The sequence below is a fragment of the Cocleimonas flava genome (assembly GCF_004339015.1).
In the GTDB taxonomy this organism is placed as follows: domain Bacteria; phylum Pseudomonadota; class Gammaproteobacteria; order Thiotrichales; family Thiotrichaceae; genus Cocleimonas; species Cocleimonas flava.
The window spans coordinates 1-5,879 of record NZ_SMFQ01000007.1 but is presented as its reverse complement, the minus strand read 5'-3'; the positions used below and the strand labels follow the sequence as shown (position 1 = coordinate 5,879).

General features: G+C 48.4%; 2 tRNA genes and 3 rRNA genes. All 5 read left to right on the top strand.

Annotation, left to right across the window (positions count from 1 at the left end):
- Positions 1–340: 340 nt before the first annotated feature.
- The 5 genes from EV695_RS20095 (at position 341) to rrf (ending at position 5,826) form a co-directional block, all read left to right on the top strand.
- Positions 341–1,883: ribosomal RNA gene (locus EV695_RS20095) — 16S ribosomal RNA — on the top strand.
- Positions 1,884–2,001: 118 nt separating this feature from the next.
- Positions 2,002–2,078, top strand: a tRNA-Ile gene (locus tag EV695_RS20090).
- Positions 2,079–2,105: 27 nt separating this feature from the next.
- Positions 2,106–2,181: transfer RNA gene (locus EV695_RS20085), tRNA-Ala, on the top strand.
- Positions 2,182–2,667: 486 nt separating this feature from the next.
- A 23S ribosomal RNA gene (locus tag EV695_RS20080) occupies positions 2,668–5,539 on the top strand.
- 171 nt (positions 5,540–5,710) lie between these two features.
- A 5S ribosomal RNA gene (gene rrf / locus EV695_RS20075) occupies positions 5,711–5,826 on the top strand.
- The 16S, 23S and 5S rRNA genes sit together here with 2 tRNA genes alongside, the layout of an rRNA operon.
- The last annotated feature ends 53 nt before the right edge of the window (positions 5,827–5,879 follow it).

Genomic DNA, 5,879 nt, shown 5'->3' with positions numbered 1-5,879 from the left:
ACAGATTAGGTCGCTGTAAAGTGTTTTGATTTGTTGGGAATTTTGTTTGAATTGTTGAGTAAAAAACATTAAATAAATGTTGATTACTTGAAAATCAAAGAGTAGAATTCCCGCCTCGCTCAAGCAACGGTTTTGAGCTGAACCTTAAAAAATGAGAACCAGAAAAACTTGTGTGGGTGCTTGTGGCTTGTGTTTTAACGCAAGAAGCAAGAACCATACGAACGATTTAGAATCGGTATTTATGGTGTGTTTACACATTATGGATGTCGACGATTAACACGTAAGTTAGGTTCGACCTTCAATTTAAAGATATAAAGTCCGTAAGGACTTAAAACATTTTAAACTGAAGAGTTTGATCCTGGCTCAGATTGAACGCTGGCGGCATGCTTAACACATGCAAGTCGAACGGAAACGCGAAGAGCTTGCTCTTTGGCGTCGAGTGGCGGACGGGTGAGTAACGCGTGGGAATCTACCCAGTAGTGGAGGACAGCCAGGAGAAATCCTGATTAATACTGCATACGATCTACGGATGAAAGGTGGCCTCTGTTTACATGCTATCGCTATTGGATGAGCCCGCGTTAGATTAGCTAGTTGGTGGGGTAAGAGCCTACCAAGGCGACGATCTATAGCTGGTCTGAGAGGACGACCAGCCACATCGGGACTGAGACACGGCCCGGACTCCTACGGGAGGCAGCAGTGGGGAATATTGGACAATGGGCGCAAGCCTGATCCAGCAATGCCGCGTGTGTGAAGAAGGCCCTAGGGTTGTAAAGCACTTTCAATTGTGAAGAAGGGTATAAGATTAATACTCTTGTATCTTGACGTTAACTTTAGAAGAAGCACCGGCTAACTCTGTGCCAGCAGCCGCGGTAATACAGAGGGTGCGAGCGTTAATCGGAATTACTGGGCGTAAAGCGCGCGTAGGCGGTTAGATAAGTCAGATGTGAAATCCCCGGGCTCAACCTGGGAACTGCACCTGATACTGTTTAACTAGAGTTTGGGAGAGGGAAGTAGAATTTCAGGTGTAGCGGTGAAATGCATAGAGATCTGAAGGAATACCAGTGGCGAAGGCGACTTCCTGGCCTAAAACTGACGCTGAGGTGCGAAAGCGTGGGTAGCAAACGGGATTAGATACCCCGGTAGTCCACGCCGTAAACGATGTCAACTAGTCGTCGGTTCCCTTGAGGGATCGGTGACGCAGCTAACGCATTAAGTTGACCGCCTGGGGAGTACGGTCGCAAGACTAAAACTCAAAGGAATTGACGGGGGCCCGCACAAGCGGTGGAGCATGTGGTTTAATTCGATGCAACGCGAAGAACCTTACCATCCCTTGACATCCGGAGAATTTGCAAGAGATTGCTTAGTGCCTTCGGGAACTCCGTGACAGGTGCTGCACGGCTGTCGTCAGCTCGTGTCGTGAGATGTTGGGTTAAGTCCCGCAACGAGCGCAACCCCTATCCTTGGTTGCTAACAGGTTAAGCTGAGAACTCCAGGGAGACTGCCGGTGACAAACCGGAGGAAGGTGGGGACGACGTCAAGTCATCATGGCCCTTATGGGATGGGCTACACACGTGCTACAATGGCCAGTACAGAGGGTTGCGAACTTGCGAGAGTAAGCTAATCCCAGAAAGCTGGTCGTAGTCCGGATTGGAGTCTGCAACTCGACTCCATGAAGTTGGAATCGCTAGTAATCGTGGATCAGAATGCCACGGTGAATACGTTCCCGGGCCTTGTACACACCGCCCGTCACACCATGGGAGTGGGCTGCAAAAGAAGTGGGTAGACTAACCTTCGGGATGTCGCTCACCACTTTGTGGTTCATGACTGGGGTGAAGTCGTAACAAGGTAGCCCTAGGGGAACCTGGGGCTGGATCACCTCCTTAAAGATAACGTTAATTCATAAGTTACGAGTATCCACACAAGTTAATCTGGTTAGACTGTAAGCAAGCCCTCGGGTTTGTATAAAAGCCTGCTCAAGACTTGAGTCAGTAGACAGAGTTTGGGTCTATAGCTCAGTTGGTTAGAGCGCACCCCTGATAAGGGTGAGGTCGGTGGTTCAAATCCACCTAGACCCACCAATTACTGGTGAGGCTTAGCACCCCAATGGGGCCATAGCTCAGTTGGGAGAGCGCCTGCCTTGCACGCAGGAGGTCGTCGGTTCGATCCCGTCTGGCTCCACCAATTTAGTATTGGTGTATCTACATACAGTCTAATATCTATCATAACGATAGAGTTCTCAAAATATTGATCATAAGGTCATCAAGCTGCTTTCACGAAGACGTGGATAAAGGCATCTTTATTGACTTTATAGTCAAACACATTCTTTAGTATAAAGGATGCGTTCTTTAACAAATTAGGCAAAGCAAGATTTATCATGAAATTAACTTACGAGTTAATGAAGTGGTGAATCGAACTAGGCGAGTAATACAAGCGTTGATGAGACGTAAGTATTGCTTGAAAACGCTATTTAAGTTTCATAACAGGACTTGAATAGCACCAAAATGGTGTTTTAAGAAGATAGTTATCATCTGATTAAAAGACCATTCTCAAACGTTACAAGTAAAACAGTCATTGCTTTGATAGTTATCCTGGTTATTAGCAATAATAATTAGAGGTGACAAGTTTATGAGGTCATACAAAAGGCTCATAGACTGTTCAAGGTTATAGAATCAAGTGACTAAGCGTATGTGGTGGATGCCTAGGCGGTAAGAGGCGATGAAGGACGTTGTAGCATGCGATAAGCCCCGGTTAGTCTGCAAACAGACATTGATCCGAGGATTTCCGAATGGGGAAACCCGGCACCATAAGGTGTCATCCCTAACTGAATACATAGGTTAGGCGAAGCAAACCCGGAGAACTGAAACATCTAAGTACCCGGAGGAAAAGAAATCAACCGAGATTCCCCAAGTAGCGGCGAGCGAAAGGGGAGCAGCCGAGCAATATAGTTATAGAAGAACACTCTGGAAAGTGTGACCATAGTGGGTGATAGTCCCGTATTTGAAATAACTTTATTGACGTATTAAGTAGGTCGGGGCACGAGAAACCTTGACTGAAGATAGGGGGACCATCCTCTAAGGCTAAATACTCCTTACCGACCGATAGTGAACCAGTACTGTGAAGGAAAGGCGAAAAGAACCCCGGAGAGGGGAGTGAAATAGAACCTGAAACCGCATACGTACAAGCAGTGGGAGCCTCCTTTGAGGGGTGACTGCGTACCTTTTGTATAATGGGTCAGCGACTTAATTTTAGTAGCAAGGTTAACCGTTAGGGGAGCCGTAGGGAAACCGAGTCTTAATAGGGCGTTTAGTTGCTAGGATTAGACCCGAAACCGAGCGATCTATCCATGGCCAGGTTGAAGGTGCCGTAACAGGCACTGGAGGACCGAACCCACGTATGTTGAAAAATGCAGGGATGAGCTGTGGATCGGAGTGAAAGGCTAATCAAGCTCGGAGATAGCTGGTTCTCCTCGAAATCTATTTAGGTAGAGCCTCGTATATAACTCCTGGGGGTAGAGCACTGTTATGGCTAGGGGGCCCTGACCGGCTTACCAACCCATTGCAAACTCCGAATACCAGGAAGTTCAGTACGGGAGACACACGGCGGGTGCTAACGTCCGTCGTGGAAAGGGAAACAACCCAGACCGCCAGCTAAGGTCCCAAAATTACAGCTCAGTGGGAAACGATGTGGGAAGGCATAGACAGCTAGGAGGTTGGCTTAGAAGCAGCCATCCTTTAAAGAAAGCGTAATAGCTCACTAGTCGAGTCGGCCTGCGCGGAAGATTTAACGGGGCTAAGCTGTATACCGAAGCTGCGGAATTACAATTTATTGTAATTGGTAGAGGAGCGTTCTGTAAGCCGTTGAAGGTGGTGTCGTAAGGCCTGCTGGAGGTATCAGAAGTGCGAATGCTGACATGAGTAACGATAAGACGGGTGAAAAACCCGTCCGCCGAAAACCCAAGGTTTCCTGCGCAACGCTAATCGGCGCAGGGTTAGTCGGATCCTAAGGCGAGGCCGAAAGGCGTAGTCGATGGAAAACAGGTTAATATTCCTGTACCGCTATTATATGCGATGGGGTGACGGAGAAGGCTAGACCAGAACACAGTTGGTTTTGTGTATCTAAGCGTTTAGGTGTAGGACTTAGGCAAATCCGGGTCCTTTTAACACTGATGCGTGAATGCGACGATCTTACGAGATTGGAGTGGTCGATGCCATGCTTCCAGGAAAACCCTCTAAGCTTCAGTATAATAGTGTCCGTACCCCAAACCAACACAGGTGGGTGGGATGAGAATTCTAAGGCGCTTGAGAGAACTCTGGTGAAGGAACTAGGCAAAATGGTACCGTAACTTCGGGAGAAGGTACGCCCCCTGCGGTTCACGCTGCGGGGGGCCACAGAAACTAGGTGGCTGCGACTGTTTAACAAAAACACAGCACTCTGCAAACTCGAAAGAGGACGTATAGGGTGTGACGCCTGCCCGGTGCCGGAAGGTTAATTGATGGGGTTATCTTCGGAGAAGCTCTTGATCGAAGCCCCGGTAAACGGCGGCCGTAACTATAACGGTCCTAAGGTAGCGAAATTCCTTGTCGGGTAAGTTCCGACCTGCACGAATGGCGTAACGACGGCCACACTGTCTCCACCAGAGGCTCAGTGAAATTGAAATCGCGGTTAAGATGCCGTGTACCCGTGGCTAGACGGAAAGACCCCGTGCACCTTTACTACAGCTTTGCACTGAACATTGGGCCTACTTGTGTAGGATAGGTGGGAGACTTTGAAACCGGGACGCTAGTTCTGGTGGAGTCAACCTTGAAATACCACCCTGGTATGTCTGATGTTCTAACCCAGTTCCCTTATCGGGATCGGGGACAGTGTATGGTGGGTAGTTTGACTGGGGCGGTCTCCTCCTAAAGAGTAACGGAGGAGCGCGACGGTTCGCTAATCCCGGTCGGAAATCGGGAGGTTTGTGCAAAGGCAAAAGCGAGCTTGACTGCGAGACTGACACGTCGAGCAGGTACGAAAGTAGGTCTTAGTGATCCGGTGGTTCTGTATGGAAGGGCCATCGCTCAACGGATAAAAGGTACGCCGGGGATAACAGGCTGATACCGCCCAAGAGTTCATATCGACGGCGGTGTTTGGCACCTCGATGTCGGCTCATCACATCCTGGGGCTGAAGCAGGTCCCAAGGGTATGGCTGTTCGCCATTTAAAGTGGTACGCGAGCTGGGTTCAGAACGTCGTGAGACAGTTCGGTCCCTATCTGCCATGGGCGTTAGAATCTTGAGGGAAGCTTCTCCTAGTACGAGAGGACCGGAGTGGACGAACCTCTGGTGTACCTGTTGTCACGCCAGTGGCATAGCAGGGTAGCTAAGTTCGGACGGGATAAACGCTGAAAGCATCTAAGCGTGAAGCCCCTCCCAAGATGAGGATTCTCTGGGGACTAGATCCCCCTAAAGGGCCGTTGAAGACTACGACGTTGATAGGCACCATGTGGAAGTTCAGTAATGAATGTAGCTAAGGTGTACTAATTGCCCGTGAGGCTTGATTCTATAACCTTAAATGGTTTGTGAGTTGGCTTTTTTACGAAGTAACAAAGATACAAACAGATTGAGAACAAAAGCTAGTGCTTTGCCTAATTGATTGTTAGTGAGGAATGAATAATGAGTCATTAGCAAATATTGAAGTCTACTCAAATGAGCAGATGTTCAATAAACCAGTTTCTTGGTGACAATAGAGACATGGAACCACCTGAATCCATCTCGAACTCAGAAGTGAAACGTGTCATCGCCGATGATAGTGTGGGGCTTCCCCATGTGAAAGTAGGTCATCACCAAGTTATTATCCTGAAAGCCCGTTCTAACGAACGGGCTTTTTTTATGCCTGCGATTT